General features: G+C 70.6%; 14 protein-coding genes. 9 read left to right on the top strand and 5 right to left on the bottom strand.

All coding sequences use genetic code 11. The features are described 5' to 3' along the window. Positions 1 to 146 precede the first annotated feature (146 nt). The 3 genes from ABD160_RS03625 to ABD160_RS03615 all read right to left on the bottom strand — a co-directional run bounded on the left by ABD160_RS03625 (position 147) and on the right by ABD160_RS03615 (position 3824). Positions 147 to 815: an SRPBCC family protein gene (locus ABD160_RS03625; protein WP_344018169.1), complete on the bottom strand. Its 669-nt coding sequence runs from the start codon at positions 813 to 815 to the stop codon at positions 147 to 149. A gap of 13 nt (positions 816 to 828) precedes the next feature. Next, positions 829 to 2019: an FAD binding domain-containing protein gene (locus ABD160_RS03620; RefSeq protein WP_344018168.1), complete on the bottom strand. Its 1191-nt coding sequence runs from the start codon at positions 2017 to 2019 to the stop codon at positions 829 to 831. Between the two features lie 128 nt (positions 2020 to 2147). Next, positions 2148 to 3824 (bottom strand): helix-turn-helix domain-containing protein, encoded by a 1677-nt coding sequence (locus ABD160_RS03615; RefSeq protein WP_344018167.1) that lies wholly within the window; start codon positions 3822 to 3824, stop codon positions 2148 to 2150. A gap of 68 nt (positions 3825 to 3892) precedes the next feature. Here ABD160_RS03615 and ABD160_RS03610 point away from each other — a divergent pair, with 68 nt between their 5' ends. The 7 genes from ABD160_RS03610 (at position 3893) to ABD160_RS03580 (ending at position 12137) form a co-directional block, all read left to right on the top strand. Then, positions 3893 to 4978 (top strand): FAD binding domain-containing protein, encoded by a 1086-nt coding sequence (locus ABD160_RS03610; RefSeq protein ID WP_344018166.1) that lies wholly within the window; start codon positions 3893 to 3895, stop codon positions 4976 to 4978. Continuing rightward, positions 4975 to 5502 carry a (2Fe-2S)-binding protein gene (locus tag ABD160_RS03605; RefSeq protein WP_344018165.1) on the top strand — a complete coding sequence of 176 codons (528 nt, stop codon included), beginning with the start codon at positions 4975 to 4977 and terminating at the stop codon, positions 5500 to 5502. Before ABD160_RS03610 ends, ABD160_RS03605 begins: the two co-directional genes overlap by 4 nt. After that, positions 5499 to 7943: a xanthine dehydrogenase family protein molybdopterin-binding subunit gene (locus ABD160_RS03600; protein ID WP_344018164.1), complete on the top strand. Its 2445-nt coding sequence runs from the start codon at positions 5499 to 5501 to the stop codon at positions 7941 to 7943. The genes ABD160_RS03605 and ABD160_RS03600 overlap by 4 nt, the downstream gene beginning before the upstream one ends. A 92-nt stretch (positions 7944 to 8035) precedes the next feature. Then, positions 8036 to 8899, top strand: coding sequence for an AAA family ATPase (locus tag ABD160_RS03595; RefSeq protein WP_344018163.1), 864 nt, complete (start codon positions 8036 to 8038; stop codon positions 8897 to 8899). Beyond that, positions 8896 to 10056, top strand: a complete 1161-nt coding sequence (locus tag ABD160_RS03590) for a vWA domain-containing protein (protein WP_344018162.1) — start codon at positions 8896 to 8898, stop codon at positions 10054 to 10056. The genes ABD160_RS03595 and ABD160_RS03590 overlap by 4 nt, the downstream gene beginning before the upstream one ends. 23 nt (positions 10057 to 10079) lie before the next feature. Continuing rightward, a complete protein-coding gene (locus ABD160_RS03585; RefSeq protein ID WP_344018161.1) occupies positions 10080 to 11213 on the top strand; it encodes a DUF3500 domain-containing protein in 1134 nt (377 codons plus the stop codon). Between the two features lie 264 nt (positions 11214 to 11477). After that, positions 11478 to 12137: an apiosidase-like domain-containing protein gene (locus tag ABD160_RS03580; RefSeq protein ID WP_344018160.1), complete on the top strand. Its 660-nt coding sequence runs from the start codon at positions 11478 to 11480 to the stop codon at positions 12135 to 12137. Here ABD160_RS03580 and ABD160_RS03575 read toward each other — a convergent pair. Together ABD160_RS03575 and ABD160_RS03570 are read right to left on the bottom strand one after the other, a co-directional pair. Beyond that, entirely contained in the window at positions 12043 to 14454 is a 2412-nt protein-coding gene (locus ABD160_RS03575) for a tyrosine-type recombinase/integrase (protein ID WP_344018158.1), read from the bottom strand. The two genes, ABD160_RS03580 and ABD160_RS03575, sit on opposite strands and share 95 nt — an antisense overlap. Beyond that, complete coding sequence (locus ABD160_RS03570) at positions 14451 to 15698, bottom strand: tyrosine-type recombinase/integrase (RefSeq protein ID WP_344018157.1); 1248 nt, start codon at positions 15696 to 15698, stop codon at positions 14451 to 14453. Before ABD160_RS03570 ends, ABD160_RS03575 begins: the two co-directional genes overlap by 4 nt. A 209-nt stretch (positions 15699 to 15907) precedes the next feature. Between ABD160_RS03570 and ABD160_RS03565 the strand changes: the two genes are divergently transcribed. Beyond that, positions 15908 to 16660, top strand: a complete 753-nt coding sequence (locus tag ABD160_RS03565) for a MerR family transcriptional regulator (protein WP_344018156.1) — start codon at positions 15908 to 15910, stop codon at positions 16658 to 16660. Further along, entirely contained in the window at positions 16654 to 16995 is a 342-nt protein-coding gene (locus tag ABD160_RS03560) for a YnfA family protein (RefSeq protein ID WP_344018155.1), read from the top strand. The genes ABD160_RS03565 and ABD160_RS03560 overlap by 7 nt, the downstream gene beginning before the upstream one ends. Position 16996: the final 1 nt, after the last annotated feature.

The following is a 16996-nucleotide window of genomic DNA, read 5'->3' as shown; positions in this document are numbered from 1 at the left end:
CCCGCTCGCCATCGGCTCCCTCGATCCACTCCCGTACACGGAGCATTTCCGGCACCGGCCCGTTGATCCGGCGATGTTCTGGAGGAGATCCGTCCAGCGGTCCGTGCCGGTTCCCCGACGCGTACCGCGCCGCGCGACCCGTCGTGTCAGCTGCGGCGGCGGGCCAGGCCCACCACGAGTGCGAGGAGGACTGCGACGCCGACGGCCGGACCCCATCTCCGGATCCAGGCCGGAGTCATCGACGACAGCAGGTCACCGACGTCGAGCACTTCCTGCGATGTCGCCGACGGAGCGGGCTGTACGGGACGAGCGGAGATCCCAGCAGCCGGCGCGGTCGCCGGGCCCGGTCCGGGTGCAGCGGGAGCGTCATCCTGCGCGAGGGTGGTCGCGAGGCACGTCGCGAACTGCCTGATCATCTTGTCGGCGACATCCGAGATCACGCCGCGGCCGAACTGGGCCGGCCTGCCGGTGACGGCCATGTCCGTCGTCATCCGGACCTCGCTGCGCCCGGGGCCTGCCTCCGAGACCGTGCCGGTGACCTGGGCCTTGGCCGTTCCGTTCCCACGGGAGTCGCGGCCGGTCGCGGAGATGAGGACCCGCCGTGCGGCGTCGTCGCGCTCGACGTAGACGCCCTCGCCCTTGTAGGTCAGCGAGATCGGACCGAGCTTTACCTTCACGACGCCCGCGAAGGTGTCCCCGGTGAACTCGGTCAGAGCGGCGCCGGGGAAGCAGGGAGCGACGAGCTCCGGGGCGTTCAACGCCTTCCATGCATCCTCGACGGGGACGTCGATGACGAAGCTGTTCTGCAGGATCATGTGTGGTCCGTTCTCAGACGCCCGGGGCGTAGAGCCCGAAGCGGAGCTCCGGGTCGCCCGGGGTCCAGGTGTTGGTGAACTGCGAGCGGGCGCCCATCGCGGCCACTCGGTCGATCAGCTGGTTGCCGAGCTCGAGCCGGCCCGGTTCCCACTGCTCGAGGGCGTCCCGGACGTCGGTCGCCGCGCCGAGGTGCTCGTAGAGCGTCCACGCGTCAGCGGCGGCCTTCGCCGAGCCCGCGGCCGCGTGCGGGCGGGCGGCGAACGCCGCGTCCCCGATGATCGCGACCCGCCCGTCGACCATGCCCGGGATCCGGGTGTCGAACACGACCTGGATGTAGGGCTCATCGGTCCGGGTGACGACCTCGGCCGGTCCGGGAGCCAGATCGCGGACGGCGGCCTCCCGCAGCTCGTCGACGTAGCGCTGCTGGACCGTCCCCGGATGGATCGAGACCGGGCACTCGAACCCGCGGGTGTCGGTGGTGAGCTCGTGCAGCTCGCGGCCCGGCGCCACGTTGCGGTACCAGACGTAGTTGATCAGCCGCCTACCCTCGGTGAGCTCGCCGTCCATGCCGGGGATCGTGTAGAGCACGATGTGGCTGTGGTCAGCGACGTTGTAGTTCAGGGCGTCGTCGAGGAGCGCGCGGGTCCCGGAGCTGACCTGGTCCTCGCGGACGGTGCCGCGCCAGCCGACGTAGCCGGAGTACTCGCGCTCCAGGTCGGGGAACACCCGCCGGCGGCCGGTGGAGGTGATGCCGTCGGCGAACACCACCAGGTCGGCGCGCTCCCGGCGGCCCGAGACGAAGCGCAGGTCGACCCCGTCGGCGTCCTGGTCGAAACCGGCGCAGAACTCGCCCAGGTGGTAGTGCTCGGTTCCGAAGTCCGCCAGCAACGCGCGGTAGACGGAGCCCCACGAGGTGTACCGCCACTCGGCGGGTTCCTCGAACACGATCTCGTTGCGGGCACCGATGTAGCGCAGCTTGCTCGAACGGGTGCTGAGGTCCTCGATGCGGTGCGCGCTGTGCTCGTGGAACCACTTCATGGTGATCGGCTGCAGCACGATGCCGCCACCGCGGTGGTCCAGCTGCTCGGGTGTCCGCTCGAAGACGTCGACCGAGAAGCCGAGTCGGCGCAGCAGCAGCGCACTGGTGAGGCCACCGATCGAGCCCCCGACCACAACGGCGCGCGAGCCGGTGTACTGATTCACGGCCAGTCCTCCCTGACGTGGTGCGACCGACCCAGCCTGACAAGCCACGCCCCGTTCCTCGCTGTGTGAGAACACAGCGAGGAACGGATCCCTTGGGGATTTCCCCAGTGGCTGCAGGCCAGCGCCTCTCAGGTGACGGGCTCCCGGTCGTCACCGAGGACGTCGGAGGCCATGAGGGCCACCGTGACGTGGAGCAGGGATTCCGAACGCGCCAGCACCATCCCGGTCAGCTCCTCGATCCGTTTGAGGCGCAGGCTGATCGTGTTGGGGTGGACGTAGAGGTCCTCGGCCGTGCGCGCGACGCTCGCGCCCCGGTCGAGGTACGCCCGGATCGTCTGCACCAGCTGCGCACCCCGGCGGTCGTCGTGCTCGCGCAGCGGTGCCAGCACGTGCTGCGCGAAGCGGCGCAGCTCCTCGGGGTCGTCGAGCTGGAGCAACAGCCCGTAGACACCCAGCTCCGGCAGGGAGACCGTCCGGTCCTGACCGCGGAGCAGCGCGAGGTTCAGCGCCCCGCGCGCCGTCCGGACGGCCGGGAGCAGCTCCGCCGCCCGCTCACGCCGGTGCCCCACGACGACCGTCGCAGTGCCGCCGTCGAACGCACGACGCGCCGAGACCCGGATCAGTTCGGCGGCCTCGGCCGCCGACGGCCCGCCGGTGGTCCCGGGCCACAGCACGACGATGTGGCCTCCCGACGAGGTCACGAGGGGCCGGGGCTCGCAGCGGTCCGCTATGGACTGCGCGACGCCCAGGAGCACCCGGACGGTGTCGGTGCCTGCGTCCGGCGCGGCGACGAGGACGGTGTGTGGGGAGTTCAGGTCGTGTCCCAGCGGCGCGGCCCGGGCCGCGATCGACTCGGCGTCGATGCCTGCCAGCAGGTCGGTCAGCAGCTCGCCCCGGAGTCGCCACTCCACGTCCACGGCGGTCCGGCGGCGGAGGAACTCCAGCGCGCAGACGACGGCCGCGTGCTCGATCGCCCGGCGCTCCAGTTCACCGAGGCCGCCGACCCTGCCGGGGAGCCACAGCTGCGCGATCACCTCTTCTCCGAGCAGCACCGGTGCGAGCACCCGCTCCGGATCGTCGTGCTGGGTGATCCCGGGCGCCGACGGTGATGCCTGCGCAGGGAAGGGCCCGTCCAGTGCCCGTCGCCCAGCGCGGGCGTCGGCCACGACCGCGCCGTTCCGGTCCGTGACCACGACCGGCCGGCCGAGCAGCCGGGCCAGCGCTTCGGCGACCCCCTGCACTCCGCCGCCCCGCAGGGCGACCGCGGTGAACTCGCGGTGGATGTCCTCGGCCTGCTCGAGCATGCGCCGTTGCTCGGTCAGCGAGGTGATCAGCCGGGCGCTCTGCAGGGCGCTGGCCGCCTGGTTGGCCAGCGTGGCCAGCAGCGACAGCTCGTCTGGCCCGTACTCGTGCACGGCGCGCCGGTAACAGTTGAGCGTGCCGACCGACTCGCCGCCCACCAGCAGTGGAACGGCGGCGATCGCGCGGTGCCCGTACCCGCTCGCGAGGCTCGCCCACGGCTCGAACGACACGTCGGCCAGGATGTCGGGAATCGGCACCGGTCTGCGGTCCAGGAAAGCGCGCGTCGACGGGCCGTCCGCCAGCGGACCGGACCCCAGCGCGATGGTGTGGCGGTCGTTCACGGCGGCCACGTACTCCTCGGACAGCCCGTGCGAGCCGCAGATCACCAGTTGCCGCCGGTCGTCGTCGGCCAGCAGCACGCCACTCGCCTCGTGACCCGTGAGCTGACAGGCCGTCTCGGCGATGAGATCCAGCAGATGCGGGAGGGAGAGGCTGGCGTTCACCGCGCTCGCGATCCGGCCGACGCCGCCGAGCCAACGCCGTAGTTCATCACCGCGGGCGGCCTCACCCGATGACGCCCGACTTTCGTCCGTCCGCTCCGACACGCCCGCGAACGATACTGGATTTTGCCACAGTCGATGACGGCAGCGCTGTGGGTTACACCAGTTCTACCTGTGGTGGCCAGTATTACCGTCCGGACGGCCGGGTCCCCGGCGCGCCCTCATCCACCACGCACGACCGGCTGGTCGTGTACCGAACGACGATCGGACAGGCAATGAAGCCGCCACGGTTCCAGTACCGCGATCCCGACACGCTGGCGGACGCGGTCGCACTCAAGGCACGACACCGTTCCGACGCACTGATCCTCGCCGGGGGCCAGAGCCTGATGCCGATGCTCAACATGCGGCTCGCCGCGCCCGCCGTCGTGATCGACATCAATGGCGTCACGGACCTGCAGCAGATCACCCGCAACGGCGGCGTCGTCGAGATCGGCGCCTGCGTACGCCAGTCGGCTCTCGAGACCGACCCGCTCATCCGCGAGGCCCTGCCACTGCTGGCCCGGGCCGTGCCCCACATCGGGCACATCGAGAACAGGCACCGCGGAACGGTCGGCGGCAGCCTCGCGCACGCCGACGCCTCGGCCGAGCTGCCCTGCACCGCTGTCGTCTCCGATGCCGTCGTCCTGGTGCAGGGCCGGAACGGCCGCCGGGAGATCCCGGCGTCGTCGTTCTTCGACGGGTTCATGACCAACGCCTGCGCCGATGACGAACTCGTCGTCGCGGTCCGCTACCCGGTCACCCCGGCCGGAGCAGGTATCGCCTTCGTCGAGGTCGCCCGCCGCGCCGGCGACTTCGCACTCGCCGCCGCCGGCGTGATCGCCGAGGTGGACGGCGACGGCCGGTTCACGCGGCTCGCCGTCGGTGTCGCCGGGGTGGCATCGGTTCCGCTGCGTGCGACCGACGTGGAGCAGGAGCTGCTCGGCCGGCCGGTCGACCCGGCCACGATCGATGCCGCCGCCGAGCGCGTCGAGGCGGCGGTGACCACCGGCGACGACATCCATGCGACGTCGGCCTATCGCAAGCATCTCGCGGCGACCGTCGTATCGCGTGCCGTGCTGGCCGCGGCCGCGGACGCCAGGAACGGAGGGAACCGGTGACCGCCACCGAGCACCGGGCAGTCGCGGCCGACGCCGCGAACCGGACGATCACGCTGCGCGTCAACGGTCGCGAGGTGAGCCGCACCGTCGAGACCCGCACCACGCTCGCCGACTTCCTGCGCGACGACCTGGACCTGGTCAGCGTGCACCTCGGCTGCGAGCACGGTGTCTGCGGCTGCTGCACGATCCTGCTGGACGGCGAGTCCGTCCGCTCCTGCCTGATGCTGGCGGTGCAGGCTCGCGGGCACGAGATCGAGACCGTGGAGTCACTGTCGGCCGACCAGAACGCACTGCACCCGATCCAGGAGGCGTTCGCCGAGGAGCAGGGCCTGCAGTGCGGCTTCTGCACCCCGGCGATGGTGCTGCGCTGCAAGGAGATCATCGAGGACGGCAAGGCTCGCACCGACGACGAGGTCCGGCACGAGATCTCCGGCATCCTGTGCCGCTGCACCGGCTACCAGAACATCGTCAATGCGGTCCAGAACGCGAGCCGCAAGCTCGGCGGCAAGGAGGCCGGCGCGTGACCACCACACAGGATCCCGTCGTGGGCAGCTCCGGCAAGCCCGCGGCCGGATACAAGTACATCGGCGCCGACCGCAAGCGGGTCGAGGACCCCCGCCTGCTCGTCGGGCGGGGCGGCTACATCGCCGACATGAAGATGCAGGGCCTCCTGCACGCCGCGATCCTGCGCAGTCCGGTCCCGCACGCCCGGATCGACTCGATCGACACCAGCAGCGCCGAGCGGATCCCGGGGGTCGTCGCCGTCCTTACCGGCGAGGACTGCAAGGCGCACATGAACCCGTGCATGAACTTCGGCCCGCCGACCATCGCGCAGTATCCGATCGCTGTCGACAAGGTGCGCTACGTCGGCGAGGCGGTCGCGGTCGTCGTGGCGGAGAACCGCTACATCGCCGAGGACGGCGTCGACGCACTCGATGTGGAGTTCTCCGACCTCCCGCTGGTATCCGACCCGAAGGCGGCGCTGGAGCCCGGCGCCGCACCGCTTCACGACGAGCACGGCAGCAATCTCGCCTACGCACGTACGTTTGAATTCGGCGACATCGCCGCCGCGATGGAGGAGGCGGACCTCGTCGTCTCCGACACCCTGCACTGGGGCCGCTCGGCCGGAATGCCGATGGAGACCTCCGGCGCGATCGCCCGCCCCGGGAACAACGGCGTGCTCGAGGTCTACTGCAACTCACTGAACTTCAGCTACCTGCAGTTCCTGGTCGCCGGGGCGTTGAGGATCCCGTCGAACAAGCTCAAGATGCAGCCCGTCGCCGCGGGCGGCAGCTTCGGCAGCAAGTTCACCGCACACAAGGTGCCGACGCTGACCGCGTTCCTGGCCCTGCGCACCGGACGGCCCGTGTCCTACATCGAGGACCGCCTCGACCACCTGATGAACTCCGACCACCACGCCTCGGACCGGTACTACGAGGCACGGATGGGCCTCACCGCGGACGGGATGATCACCGGCCTGGACATCGACGTCCTCGACGACTACGGCGCCTACCTGCAGTTCGGGACGGGGACCCACGGGAACGCGCTCTCCCAGCTGACCGGGCCGTACCGGTTCCGCAACGCCCGCTACTCGCTGCGCGCCGCCCTGACCAACAAGTGCCAGCAGGGGGCCTACCGCGGGTTCGGCTCCGAGGTGCACAACTGGGTGCTGGAGAGGCTCGTCGACCAGGCGGCGAAGAAGCTCGGTCTTGCACCGGAGGACATCCGGCGCCGCAACTTCATCCTTCCCGAGGAGTTCCCCTACAAGATCCCGGGCGGGAACCTCTACGACAGCGGCAACTATCCCGCCGTGCTCGACAAGGCACTCGGGATGATCGACCTCGAGCACTGGCGGAAGGAGAAGGCCCGTCTGCGGGAGGAGGAGGGCCGCTACATCGGGATCGGGCTCGCGACCACCCAGGAACGGTCGGTGTTCTCCTCGACCGAGTTCTGGTTCTGGTCCGACGAGCCGGCCTTCCCGATCACCTCCAGCCCGGAGAGCGCCACGATCACGATCGATCCGGCCGGTGCGTTCCAGCTGCAGCTGCACTGCCAGGCGATGTGGGGCAACAGCCCGGAGACGGTCGCGACCACGGTGCTGGCCGAGGAGTTCGGCGTCGAGCCGGACACCGTCAACGTCTCCTACGCCGACACCTCCCGGGCGCTGCCCGGCACCGGCCCCGGGGGCAGCCGTTTCACGGTGATGGTGGCCGGTGCGGTCCGCGGTGCATCGCGCAAGCTCAAGAAGAAGCTGATCGACATCGCGGCGCACAGCCTCGAGGTCTCGGCCGACGATCTGGAGCTCGTGGACGGCCGGGTGCAGGTCGTCGGGGCGCCGGAGCGGTCGCTCGGAATCCCCGAGCTGGCCGGGTCGGCGTACTTCTTCGCGCTCAGCCTGCCCCCCGGGATGGCGAGCGGTCTCGAGGAGAGCCACACCTACGACCACCCGTACACCACGCTGCCGGCGGCGGACCGCTCCGACCTCGGGGTCTTCTACCCGATCATGGGGCACGCCTGTCACATCGCGGTCATGGAGGTCGACCCGGACACCGGCCAGACGAGCTTCCTCGACTACGTGGCGGTGCACGACGCCGGCACCGTGGTGAACCCCAAGAGCCTGGGCGGGCACGTGACCGGCGGCGCGGCGCAGGGCCTCGGCTCCACGCTGTACGAGGAGCTGGCCTACGACGCCGAGGGGCAGTTCAAGTCCTCGACGTTCCTGGACTACCTGATCCCCACGGCGAACGAGGTGCCGCCGTTCCGGATCGGGCACGTCGAGACCCCGTCGCCGTACACCGAGTTCGGGATCAAGGGCGGAGGCGAGGGCGGCCGGATGGTCACCCCGTCCGTGGTCTCCTCGGCCATCGACGATGCGCTGGCCGAGTACGGCATGCACATCCAGCAGCTGCCCGTCAAACCGGCGGACATCGTCGAGACCGTGCAGAACGCCCGCGTCGACGAGTAGTCGCCCCCGGTCCGGCCCGGCCCGGCAGCGCCGCCACGGCGCGATGCCGCCGGGCCGGGCCGGCTCCATCCATCCGCGCGGAGGAACCCGACGTGCCCCACCCCTTCTGTTCACCGGCCGAGCTCTCCGAGGGACTCGGATCGGTCGGCTACCTCGCCGACGACGCGCTCTCGATGGCGGCCTACCTCGCGCTGGGCCTGAACCGCCCGTTGCTGCTGGAGGGCGCAAACGGCGTGGGCAAGACCGAGATCGCCAAAGCACTGGCCGACCTGCTCGGCCGCGACCTGGTCCGGTTGCAGTGCTACGAGGGCATCGACGCCTCCCAGGCGCTCTACGACTGGCACTACGCGCGCCAGCTGATCGACGTCCGAGCGCACGAGTCGACCGGCTCCGCCGACGTGTTCACGCGCAAATACCTGCTGTCCCGGCCGTTGCTCACGGCCCTGGAGGCCGGCGACCGCGCGGTGCTGCTGATCGACGAGATCGACCGGGCCGACGACGAGTTCGAGGCGTTCCTGCTGGAGCTGCTGTCCGACTTCGCCGTCACGATCCCCGAGATCGGCCGGATCGCGTCGGCCTCGCCGCCGCTGGTCGTGCTGACCTCGAACCGCACCCGGGACCTGCACTCCGCGCTGCGCCGCCGGTGCCTGTACCACTGGGTCGGGCACCCCGGCCCGGAACGCGAGTTCCAGATCCTGCGGGTGCGTGCCCCACACGTCCCGGCGGCGCTGGCCAAGCAGGTCGCCGACGCCGTGCAGCGGATCCGGGCGCTCTCGCTCGGCAGCCCGCCCGGGGTCGGCGAGGCGATCGACTGGGCCGGGGCGCTGCACATGCTCGGCGCCGAGACACTGTCCCCCGACGACGCGGTGGCCACGCTCAGCGCGCTGGTCAAGGACGTCGACGACCAGCAGCGGGTCGCCGAGATCGTCGACGACCTGGTACCCCGCGCGTCGTGACAGCCGCGGCCGAGGCGCCGTTCGACGTGACGGCGACGACCTGCACCGGGTTCGCCGCGGAGCTGCGCAGGCACGGTGTTCCGGTCGGGCCCGGACAGACGACGACGCTGTACGCGGCCCTGCACCAGATCGGACCGGTACGGCTGCGCGACCTGTACTGGGCCGGACGGATCACGCTGGTGGGCGGCCGCGAGCAGTTCGCGGCCTACGACGCGGCGTTCCGCGCGTTCTTCACCGCCGAGACCGACGGCGACACCGTCGCGCTGCCCGCACCGCGGACGACCGCGCCGCAGGTCGACCGGGACACTTCGAGCTCGGCGAGCACGCCGAGCGCCCGGCCGTCGGAAGCCCGGGAGGACGAGGTCGACCAGGCCCGGCTGACGCCGTCGGACGTGCGGGTGCTGAAGGAGAAGTCCTTCGCGCGGATGGACGCCGTCGAGCGTCGACGGGCGGCCGCACTGGTACGGCGTCTGGGCGCCGAACTTCCCCGCCGCCGCAGCCGCCGCCGGGTCCCGGCACCCCGCGGGCGGCACCTGGACCCCCGGGCTCTGCTGCGCTCGGCGCTGCGCACCGACGGCGAGCCGGTCCGGCTGCCCCGCCGGCACAACCCGCTGCAGGAGCGTCCACTGACCCTGGTGGTCGACGTGTCCGGGTCGATGGCGCCCTACGCGACGGCGTTGCTGTGGTTCGCCCACGCCATGCTGCGCGCAGGGCATCCGGTCGAGGTGTTCACCGTCGGCGTCGAACCGACCCGGATCACCGACGAGCTCCGCAGGCCATCGCTGGACGTCGCGCTCGCCCGGGTCGCCGCCGCCGTCGGCGACTGGGACGGCGGCACCCGGCTCGGCACGTCGTTCGCCACCGTCCTCGAACGCTACGGCGGGCACCGTGCGCTGCGCGGCGCCGTCGTCGTGATCTGCTCGGACGGACTGGACCGCGACGAGCCCGAGATCCTCGGCGACGCCATGCGCTCGCTGCACCGCGTCGCCCACGGCACCGTCTGGCTCAACCCGCTCAAGGGCGACAGCCGCTACCGGCCCGTGCAGCGGGCGATGGCGGCGGCCCTGCCCCACATCGACGTCTTCCTGCCCGGCCACAACGTGGCCGCGGTCGAGCAGCTCTGCGCTGCACTCGCCGCCTCCCGCCGGGCGGCGTGACCCCGCACCTCGAGGAGGAGCACGTGCCTCACCCGAACCCCGCCCAGCGGATGGTCGACGCCGCCCGGGCGTGGCTGGACGGCCTCGACGAGCAACAGCGAGACGCCGCGCAGCTGCCCTGGCCGTCCGACGAGGAGCGGCGGCTGTGGTTCTACACCCCCACCGACCACGGTGGGCTGGCGCTGCAGGCGATGCGTCCCGCCCAGCAGGGCCGTGCGATGCAGCTGCTGCACAGCGGGCTCTCGGCTGCCGGCTACGTCACCGCCTCGACGATCATGGGCCTGGAGAACGTGCTCGACCACGTCGAGGGATTCACCGTCGACTGGGGACGCGAACGCGGGCGCGACCCCCAGCTGTACTGGATGCGCGTGTTCGGCGAGCCGACCCTGCACGGCCCCTGGTCGTGGCGGTTCGGTGGGCACCACGTGTCGGTGCAGCACCTCGTGCTCGACGGCCGGGTGCAGGCAAGCACCCCGTGCTTCCTGGGAGCCGACCCGGCCGAGTCGCCGCTGCTGGGCCCACACCCGTTGCGGCCCCTCGGAGGCGCCGAGGACCTGGGCCGGGACCTGGTCCGGTCCCTCGACGAGGGCCCGCTCGGCCGGGCCCTGCTCACCCCGGTCGCTCCCGTCGACATCGTCGGGGGCAACCGGTCCCGGGTCGGTGACACCGACCACGGGCTCCGCCCGCTGTGGGACACCTTCCGCGGACGTTTCACCGAGAAGCGCCTCGCCGACCGGGTCGTGACGATGCACGAGCGCGCCGAGGAGAAGGCCGGGGTGCGGCCCTCCGATGACGAAGCAGTCACGCTCACCCCCGCCCCCAAGGGGATCCCGGCCGCCGACCTCACCATCGACCAGCAGCAGATGCTGCGCGCGTTGCTGGAGGTGTACATCGGGCGGATCCCGGACGAGCTCGCCGAGGCGGAGGCGGAGAAGTTCCGCGGAGACAAGCTGCTCGACGTGCACTTCGCCTGGGCCGGCGGGATCGAGCGGGGACAGCCGCACTACTACCGTATCCAGGGCCCACGCTTCCTCGCCGAGTACGACAACACCCAGCGCGACGTGAACCACATCCACTCCGTGTGGCGGGACCCGGAGGGCGACTTCGGCGAGGACGTCCTCGCACAGCACCGGGCACGGTTCCACCGCAACGGCTGAGCAGGGCGGTGTTCTGCCCACCCTTCGGCACCGCCGGGTTCCTCCGCGACGCGGGGCCCGGGGCCATCGGGACGGTCGCCGGTCCGTCGGAAACCGCGGCCGCCGGTGACGCGCGGCGGCCGGTGCGGCACCCGCGTCACACGCTTCCGTGATCGGGGTGTCCGGCCCGGACCTCCCACCGCACGGGTAGATTCGGACGATCACCGGGCGGGTCGGCGTGCGCGCCACCGGATCCGCCGGACATCGAGGCCGTGCGGAGGGACCATGCGACGCCGGGCACCGCGGACCAGCAGGAAGGCGCTGCTGACCGTCGGCCTCGCGATGGCCGTCGGGGTACTGGTCGCGGCCGGCGCCACCGGGCCGGGCCCGGTCCGCACGTCGTGGTCCCAGGACTCCGCGCCGGAGCCCGCGCAGCAGCAGCCGCCGCCCGCCGAGCCCGCGGTGACCGGGCCGCCGCGGATGGAGATCGAGGGCCGGTTCTTCACCGCGGGCGGCGAGCCGCTGTTCTGGCTGGGCGACACCGCGTGGGCGCTGCTGGGCAAGCTGGACCGCGCGGACACCGTGCGCTATCTCGACGCCCGCAGCGAGCAGGGCTACAACGTGATCCAGGCGGTGGCGATCTTCCCGCAGGCCGGTGCGAACCGGCCGATCCGTGGCGACGTGCGCAGCGCACCCGAGCACGGGGCCTTCTGGGACAACGTCGACTTCGTGATCGACGCCGCCGCCGAGCGCGGCATGTACCTGGCCATCCACCCGGTGTGGGGGGACAAGCAGACCGGCTCTTTACTGCAGTTGATCTTGAAATCTCGTGAGCCGGAGTGTGCTCCGGTCAGCGATCGGGGGCGGCGGTCAGTAGCGGCCCGGGGAGGCTGTCGAGGAGTTGCTGGACCTGGTCGCGTTTGTCGCGCAGGTGCCGGACGGTGAGGTGGAGCTGTTCGACGTCGCCGAGCCAGGAGTTGCTCTCGGCCTCGGCTATGCGGGCGTGGAGGTTGTCTTCGATGGCGTCGAGCTGTGTGATCTCACCGGGGTCGACCTGGAGAAAGTTGCAGCGCAAGCAGGCGTGTTCGTGTGCGCAGTCGGAGCCGTAGGGCCGGCGGCAGGAGCCGAGGGCGATACGGCGGCGCGAGAAGTGCTCGTGGAACTCGTGCCACTCCTGCTGGGTGGGTTCGCGGTACTCGGCGGCTGGCCGTAGTTCGCGGCGGGCGGTGATGAATCGGTCATAGGCGGCGAAGACCTCGTGCTCGTAGACGGCGGTGTAGCCGCGGGTGGTGTCGATGTGCTGGTGCCCGACGAGTTGGGCGGCCAGGTGGATGGGGAACCCTTCGGTGACCAGGTCGGTGATGAACAGGCGCCGGAAGTCGTGGGGGGTCAGCCGCAGTGGGGAGCCGTCGGTGTCGAGGAGTCCGGCGTCGGTGGCCAGGTCGGCGATGTAGTTCTGGATGGTGGCGCCGCTCATGGCGCGGGGGCGGGGGCCGCGCCGGATCTGGAACAGGAACGGCATCGGCGCCGAGTGCTCCCGCTCGTAGTGGTCGTAGCGCACGCTGACCGGGATGGCGCCGTCGGCGCCGAGCAGGCGGGTGACGATCTGGGCGAGCACGGCGGTCAGCTGGGGGCTGCAGGGGATGATCCGTTCGCGGTCAGTCTTGCTGGGCGCGATCTGCAGTAGTGGAACGGTCTCGCCGTCGGGTTTGGTGAACTGGCGGATGCTCAGGTGGGTGAGCTCTTTGAGCTCCTCGAGCCGCATCCCGGAGTGGCGCAACGTCTCCACGCTGGCCCAAGTCCAGAACGCGCGTTCCTCGTGCAGGATCGGGTCGAACCGCTTGTCCTGCCCGACGACGCAGACTCGGATGGTGCCGGGCTCAGCTTGTTTGGTGAGCCGCAGGCGGCGATACCGGGTGTTGTCGAGATCGAACTCTTCGCAGGGATCGGCCGCCTGGGCCTGGGCGAGCAGCCGCTCGGCTTGGTCACGGCGGCGGCGGGCGTGCTCGACCAGGCGGGGCATGTGCGGTGCCAGGGTGCGGGTGCGGGCCTGCATCCGAGCCGTCGTGGCTCGCCGGGCGGGCATGATTCCGTGCAAGTCGCGGGAGCTAATGGGGCATGGGACCGCCCAGGGCGCCCAGCGAGGCTGCTCGTGTGCCCAGGCGGCGATGTCGAGGTAGAAGGTGCGGACAACGCCCAATACGGAGAAGTGGTCGCGGCGCACGCGACCCCCGCTCCTGGTCTTGACCCGCTGTTTCCAGCCGGCGGCTTGGTCGGTGCTCAGGGCGATCGTGTCGATCCCGGGATGGTGGTTCTCGAGGTCCTTCCAGAACACGCTCGCCAGCTTCTGAGCTATACCCTCCCGGGAGGCGTAGTCGTGGGTGGGCTCGAGTTCGGTCAGGTAGTCGATCAACAATGCGCGCACCGGTGCGCTGGCTATCTGGTAGCGGTCGACGAGTTCGGTCGCAGACTGCTTTCGGGAGCGCAGTAGCACCTCGATGGTGTCCGGTTCGCCGGCCAGCAGGCCCGCGGCGCGGGCGTGGTGCCAGGCCATCGCGACTCTGCTGCGGGAGGTGCTGCGGCCGGTGGCCGCGAGGAAGTCGCGGTGCTGCAGCATGTGTTCGGCTCGAATCTGTTCGACGCCGATACCGTGCCGGATACAGATCCGAACCAACACGGTTGCGCTGGACCGCAGTAGCTTCTTCGACGCGTTCGTTGCCGCCCCAGCGGCGAAGAACCGCTCCCAGACATGCCGATCGTGGTAGTCGGTCCAGTCCCACCACAGCTTGGTCAGGTGCGCGGTCAGCAGCCATTCGTCACTGGGACGGATCACCCTGAGCAGGATCAGCGCGCTGGCCGCGACGCGGATGCCCGGGCGTTGACGCGGGTTGGACAGCCCCGGCGCCCAGTCCGGCCCGCCCTGGTCCGCGCCGCTGGCCACCCACAGCTGCTGGTAGGAGTCCCCGTGGAAGGTCTGTAGCCAGTCCAGGAACCGCAGCACATGTCGGCGTGCCGCCGCGACGGTGTCGTAACGCTGGTCCAGCCCGAGAAAGCTGCGGGAGAGTTCACCGGCGGCGCCGGCGATCCGCTCGCGTTCCTGTTCGGTGACTGGTCGTTCAAACCAGGGGTGCGGGTGCTCGCGGTCCGGCGCTCGGTCAGGGGTGCCAGCTGCACGATCAGCTGTGGCGACCGTCGTCCTCGCGCGCATCTCGCCTGCGGATCGTCCGGCTTCGGTCCCGGTGTGGGCGTCGGTTCGGCTCATGCGTTGGGTCCGGTGACCGTGTCGTGACCGAACAGGACCGCCAGATCGGCCGGGTCGTAGCCGGCGGCAGGGCGTGGCGGTGGTGCTGGTGGTCGCGCGTAATGCGCCAGCAGCCGCTCGACCAGGTCTTCGGTCCGGGTGCGCAGATAGACCTGCGTCGTGCTCAGGGATGCGTGTCGCATCAGCTCCTGCACATCGGTGATCAACAGCGATGGGTCGGTCGCTAGCCGGTAGGCATACGTGTGTCGTAGGTCGTGGAAGGTGATGTTCGTGCCCAGCGCGGTGTTGGCGCGTTCGAGCACCTGTCGCAGCGACCAGTAGGTCATCGGGCGCGGTTGCCCGCGCAGCGTCAGCCACAGCGGATCTGCCGGGCCGAACCCGCTCGGGCGGTCCGCCAGGTACAAGCTGATCCACATCAGCGAGTCCGGGGAAGTGCGGACCGGTTGGTACTCCCGACGGCCCTTGCCGATCACCTCGACCGTGTGGCTGTCGACCTGGACACCGCACGGGCGCATCGACAGCATCTCCGCCGCCCGTGCCCCGCTGGAGACCGAGGTCGACACGATCGCCCGATCCCGCACGGTCGGGAGCTGGGCGAAGAACTCGTTGAACAACTCGTCCGAGATCGCGCGGGGCGCGCGCTGCTCGCGCTTCTGCCGATACCGCGCCCGGCGCTGCGGCTGCGGAGCCTCCATCGGCCCCTGCCGGGTCCGCAGCTCCCGCGTCCGCCGTGTCGGTGACCTGGGCACCGGGTTGGACAACGGGCCCAGCCCGGTCGCTACAGCGAACTCGTAGAACTCGCTGACCACCGACAACAGGTGATCAATCGTGGCCGGCGCGTACTCGTTCCGCAGGTAAGGCTTCGCGGTCCGGGGATTCACTGACCCGGCCGGAGGCCGCCTGCCAGGCTGACCAGTCCCCGACCTGCGTCGCTGCGGATTGTCGGCCATCCGGTACCACCGCACGACATCGCGGACGTCAGCGCGGGTGGCACCCGTCCAGCCGACGTGCATCGCATCCAGCAACCTGTACCAGGCCAGCAGGTCATAGGCATACGAGCGCAGGGTCCCCGGTGAGTAGTCGCTGGCCGCCAGCTCGGTCAGCCACTGCGACACTGCATCGATCTCGACACCATCGGCATCGAGAACCGCCCACGCCTGTTTTGGCCTGCCCGTGGCCTGAACTCGGCCGATTGGTAACACGACAAGGTCAGAGACCTTGTGGTCCCGATCCCTGTCGCCCACTTCTACCGCCCTCCCTGACATGACCAGCCGCCCGGCCCGTGGCGGCCTTGGCATAAGGGGTAACGAGCGCCAACGCGTGGTGTTATGCCCGTCACAGACTCCGTATGGTCAGCACGGTGTAAGTGCTCTGGCAGGTGGGCTGGCTCCGGTCACTCGGTTCGCTTCTCCCTTGACCTTCGACCCGGCTTGAAGGTTTACCGTCTGCGGCTGTGGGCCGTTACCGCATCTCCCAGCTCGCCGAGCGCGTCGGCGTTCCGGCGACGACGCTGCGCTACTACGAATCCGAGGGCCTACTCACCACCCGGCGCACCCCCAACGGCTACCGCACCTACGGCGATCAGGACGTCGAGCGGATCCGGTTCATCACCACAGCCAAGGACCTCGGGATCCCGCTCGCCCGGATCCGCAACCTGCTCGGGGTGTGGCAGGACGGCATGTGCCGTGATGTCCGCGGCCGGTTGCTGCCGCTGGTGGCCGAGCAGCTCGCCGACCTCGACTCCAGGATGCGAGACCTCCAGGACGTACACCGGCACCTGCGTGGCGCGCAGGCCCGACTCCGCGCGCTACCCGCGCGTGACGAGCCCTGTGACCCGGACTGCGCGTTCCTGACCGGTGACCAGACCGCGATCGCCGACAGGACCGGACCGACGGCCTCGGTGCCGATCGCCTGTTCGTTGGGGCCGGACGACCATGCCGATCGTCTCGCGCGTTGGCGGGTGACGCTGGCGGGAACGACCACACAGCAGGTCGACGGGACCACCGTTCGGGTCGAGCTACCGACCGAGCGGACCGCTGAGATCGCCGCCCTCGTCGCCGACGAGCTCGCGTGTTGCCCGTTCTTCACCTTCACGCTCACCGTCACTCACGACGGCCTGCGCCTCGACGCCACCGCCCCGATCGATGCCCGGCCGTTGCTCGACGACCTGTTCATCGCCGACCCGACGGGACCGCGCCCTTGTTGATCGTCAAGTCCATCGCGCTGTTCGTGCTCGCGGCGCTGTTCGAGATCGGCGGCGCCTGGTTGGTCTGGCAAGGCATCCGCGAGCACAAGGGATGGCTCTGGATCGGCGCCGGGGTCATCGCCCTGGGGCTCTACGGATTCGTCGCCGCGCTGCAGCCCGACGCCAACTTCGGTCGGATCCTCGCCGCGTACGGGGGCGTGTTCGTCGCGGGCTCGTTGGCCTGGGGGATGGTCGCCGACGGGTTCCGACCAGACCGCTACGACGTCATCGGCGCCCTGGTCTGCCTCGTCGGGGTCGCCGTGATCATGTACGCGCCACGAACCGGCACGGTCTGAG

Source organism: Pseudonocardia kongjuensis, assembly GCF_039526905.1.
Classification (GTDB): Bacteria; Actinomycetota; Actinomycetes; order Mycobacteriales; family Pseudonocardiaceae; genus Pseudonocardia; species Pseudonocardia kongjuensis.
This window is presented reverse-complemented; position numbering and strand designations above follow the sequence as displayed.

Coding starts and splice junctions, on each gene's coding strand:
- ABD160_RS03580 (WP_344018160.1), top strand. CDS start 11,478: ATGCGACGCCGGGCACCGCGGACCAGCAGGAAGGCGCTGCTGACCGTC.
- ABD160_RS03575 (WP_344018158.1), bottom strand. CDS start 14,454: ATGAGCCGAACCGACGCCCACACCGGGACCGAAGCCGGACGATCCGCA.
- ABD160_RS03610 (WP_344018166.1), top strand. CDS start 3,893: ATGACGCCCGACTTTCGTCCGTCCGCTCCGACACGCCCGCGAACGATA.
- ABD160_RS03625 (WP_344018169.1), bottom strand. CDS start 815: ATGATCCTGCAGAACAGCTTCGTCATCGACGTCCCCGTCGAGGATGCA.